The organism is Streptomyces sp. SID13726 (assembly GCF_010548375.1).
GTDB lineage: Bacteria > Actinomycetota > Actinomycetes > Streptomycetales > Streptomycetaceae > Streptomyces.
This window is the reverse complement of record NZ_JAAGLY010000648.1, coordinates 1-410: the sequence shown is the minus strand read 5'-3', so window position 1 is coordinate 410 and position 410 is coordinate 1. Positions and strand designations below refer to the sequence as shown.

Annotated in this window: 1 protein-coding gene; it reads right to left on the bottom strand. The window is 68.3% G+C overall.

From position 1 onward, the window contains the following. Nucleotides 1-410, bottom strand: a 410-nt coding sequence (locus G3I78_RS49585; RefSeq protein ID WP_275424948.1) for a pyruvate formate lyase family protein, incomplete at both ends; no start/stop codon positions are given.

The window sequence follows — 410 nt, the reverse complement described above, 5'->3', positions numbered from 1 at the left end:
GTTCACGCGGGCGCCGAAGTACTGCATCTGCTTGCCGACCGGCATCGCCGAGACGCAGCACGCGATCGCGGTGTCGTCGCCGAAGCGCGGGCGCATCAGCTCGTCGGACTCGTACTGCACCGAGGAGGTGTCGATCGAGACGCGCGCGCAGAACTCCTTGAAGCCCCGGGGCAGCCGCGGTGACCAGAAGACGGTCATGTTCGGCTCGGGGGCCGGGCCCAGGTTGTAGAGGGTCTGGAGGTAGCGGAAGGAGGTGCGGGTGATCAGCGGCCGGCCGTCCTCGCCCATGCCGGCGATGGACTCGGTGACCCAGGTCGGGTCGCCGGAGAACAGCTCGTCGTACTCGGGCGTGCGCAGGAAGCGCACGATCCGGAGCTTGATGATGAAGTCGTCGACGGGCTCGTGCGCCT